The organism is Dehalococcoidales bacterium (genome assembly GCA_035529395.1).
Classification (GTDB): domain Bacteria; phylum Chloroflexota; class Dehalococcoidia; order Dehalococcoidales; family Fen-1064; genus DUES01.
Genome location: DATKWT010000064.1, coordinates 1 through 2,861, shown reverse-complemented (window position 1 = coordinate 2,861; position 2,861 = coordinate 1). Strand labels below are relative to the sequence as shown.

General features: G+C 57.3%; 2 protein-coding genes. Both read right to left on the bottom strand.

The features are described from left to right. Nucleotides 1–400: 400 nt before the first annotated feature. The gene (locus VMW13_04395; protein ID HUV44055.1) at nt 401–1,741 is read right to left on the bottom strand and encodes a glutamine synthetase family protein; all 1,341 of its coding nucleotides are present in this window, start codon (nt 1,739–1,741) and stop codon (nt 401–403) included. A gap of 119 nt (nt 1,742–1,860) precedes the next feature. Beyond that, a complete protein-coding gene (hisF, locus tag VMW13_04390) occupies nt 1,861–2,652 on the bottom strand; it encodes an imidazole glycerol phosphate synthase subunit HisF (protein HUV44054.1) in 792 nt (263 codons plus the stop codon). Nucleotides 2,653–2,861 lie beyond the last annotated feature (209 nt).

Genomic DNA, 2,861 nt, shown 5'->3' with positions numbered 1-2,861 from the left:
TTTGGAATTCACGAACACATTGTAGGAGAAGAAGCATGAAATTTCAACCTGTCCAAAATAGTGCTATCTGTCATGTTCACGAATTGTAAAGTAAACAACAACTAAGATTGAGTACAACCAACCTACCCGCCATGTCATTCTGAGCGTACCTGCTGGCAAAGCCAGCAGGCCATAGCCGAAGAATCTGGGGTGGTGGCATGTTGCCAGGCACGACCAGGAGCATTAGCAGGGTGCTGAAAAACCCTTTCGACCAACCCCCTGACCCCCTTCCTAGCCAGGAAGGAGCCTTCTGCGGAAGGGGGGAAATATTATATCTGGGGGACACCCCCAGACCCCTGCCAGAAGGGGGCGCCTCTAAGAAGAGGCGGCGCCCTCTGGACTCCCCTTTTTCAGCACCCTACTAGAGTACCGGTAGATATCGCATAAGCTCATAGTCAGTGACCTGGGTGCGGTACTGGTCCCACTCAATCTTCTTGTTGGTAATGAAGGCATTGAAGACGTGGTCTCCGAGGGCTTTTCGCACCAGCTCACTCTGCTCGGTGAGCTTGATTGCATCCCAGAGGCTGGAGGGCAGGGTCCCGATACCCCGCTTCTCCCGCTCAGCCTCGGTCATTTCGTACACGTTCTCTTCCACGGGCTCCGGCACTTCGTAGCTCTTTTCGATTCCCTCCAGGCCGGCAGCCAGCATCACGCTGAAGGCAAGGTAGGGGTTGCAGGCAGGGTCAGGGGAACGGAACTCAACCCTGGTGGCATGCTCCCGATGCGGTTTGTACTCGGGGACGCGGATGAGGTCAGACCGGTTGCGCCGCGCCCAGGAGAGGTACACCGGTGCCTCGTAGCCGGGCACAAGGCGCTTGTATGAGTTGACCCACTGGTTGCAGACCGCCGTAATCTCCGGAGCATGCTTCAGGAGGCCGGCAATATACTTCCTGGCCTCTTCGGTCAGGTGATACTCATTATCCTCGGTATGAAAGGCGTTCTTGTCGCCCCTGAATAGTGATTGGTGAACATGCATACCGCTGCCATTGATGCCGAAGACCGGCTTGGGCATGAAGGAGGCGTACACACCGTTTAACATGGCTACCTCTTTAACTACCAGCCGGTAGGTCATCACGTTGTCCGCCATAGTCAGGGCATCCGTATACCTTATGTCTATCTCGTGCTGACTGTGAGCGACTTCGTGGTGGGAGTACTCGACATCGATACCCATCTGCTCGAGAATCAGTACCGTCTCGCGCCTGAGGTCGGTGGCGGCATCCATCGGGGTGAGGTCAAAGTAGCCGCCCTTATCCAGGGGCTCCGTACCCTTGTCGTCTTTGAAGTAGAAGTACTCCAGCTCCGGTCCCACGTAAAAGGTATAGCCCATATCGGCGGCACGTTTCAGGTTCCGCTTCAGGATGTAACGGGGGTCTCCCTCGAATGGGTCTCCGCTGGGGTGGTGAATATCACAGAACATCCGCGCCACAGCATTGTGCTCACGGGGTCGCCACGGTACCAGGCGGAATGTATCCGGGTCAGGCAGGGCAATCATGTCGCTTTCGTCGATTCGGGCAAAGCCCTCGATTGAGGAGCCATCGAAGCCCATCCCTTCTTCCAGGGCGACTTCCAGCTCATTGATGTCGATAGCGAAGCTCTTCAGCACACCAAGGATATCGGTAAACCACAGCCAGATGAACTTGACGTTATGCTCCTTAGCCATCTTGAGGACGTATTCCTTGCCCTCGGCATTTCTGTTTTCCATCTTATTCTCCCTCATGTTGGCTCTTTCCATACATGATACAGCGTTTCTGTCGGCACTGCCAGTCCTGAAGTGTATCGAGCTTGTCTACCGACAGACACGAAGTTTGACCCTACGGGTCATCACCCGCTATTCTTCAGTCCTTTGTGGAGCCGGACCGGGATACCCCGCTCAGCGAGATACTCCTTGGTGTCCCGAATGGAGTACATGCCGTAGTGGAAGATGCTGGCGGCAAGGACAGCATCAGCCCTGCCCAGTACCAGGGCCTGGTAGAGGTCTTCCGGTGTCCCGGCGCCGCCGCTGGCGACAACCGGCACCGTGACCAGTTCCGAGACGGTGCGGAGCAGCTCCAGGTCGTAGCCCGCCTGGGTACCATCGGCATCCATACTATTGAGCAGTATTTCTCCGGCACCAAGCTGAACCGCCTTCCGTGCCCAGTCCACGGCGTCCTTCCCGGTGGGTCTCTGCCCGCTGTAGACGTATACCTCCCAGCGAGGTGGGCTGCTCCCGGCCACTCTCTTGGCATCGATTGATACCACGATGCACTGGCTGCCGAATTTACGGGCACCTTCGGTTATCAGGCCGGGATTGAGCACCGCCGCCGATTCTATGGCCACCTTGTCGGCACCGGCCATGAGCATACGCCGCATATCATCAATACCGCGCAGTCCTCCACCCACCGTCAGGGGCATAAAGACCTGCTCGGCAACCCGTTCCACCACGTTGACCATCGTGTTCCGTTCCTCAGGTGTCGCCGTGATATCCAGGAAGACCAGTTCGTCAGCGCCTTCTTCGTAGTAATGGCGGGCAAGCTCAACCGGGTCGCCGGCGTCGCGGTGCTCCACGAAGCTGGTCCCTTTGACAACTCGTCCGTCCGTGACGTCGAGGCAGGGGATAATCCTCCTGGTCAGCATTTCACTAAATCCCTCGCACTTACCTGCTCTTCAGCCCGCCATCCGGGCGAGCTTCAGAAAGTTGTCGTATATCCGGAGTCCGGCCTCGCCGCTTCTCTCCGGGTGGAACTGGGTGGCCACCGTGTTTCCCCGTGCCAGGACACTGCAGAAACCGACGCCGTACTCGGTCTCCCCAACCACCAGCGACCTGTCCTCGGGGTCTGCATAGT

Excerpts from the sequence above, each read along its gene's own strand:
- VMW13_04395 (HUV44055.1), bottom strand. The coding sequence starts at position 1,741 with ATGGAAAACAGAAATGCCGAGGGCAAGGAATACGTCCTCAAGATGGCT.
- hisF (HUV44054.1), bottom strand. The coding sequence starts at position 2,652 with ATGCTGACCAGGAGGATTATCCCCTGCCTCGACGTCACGGACGGACGA.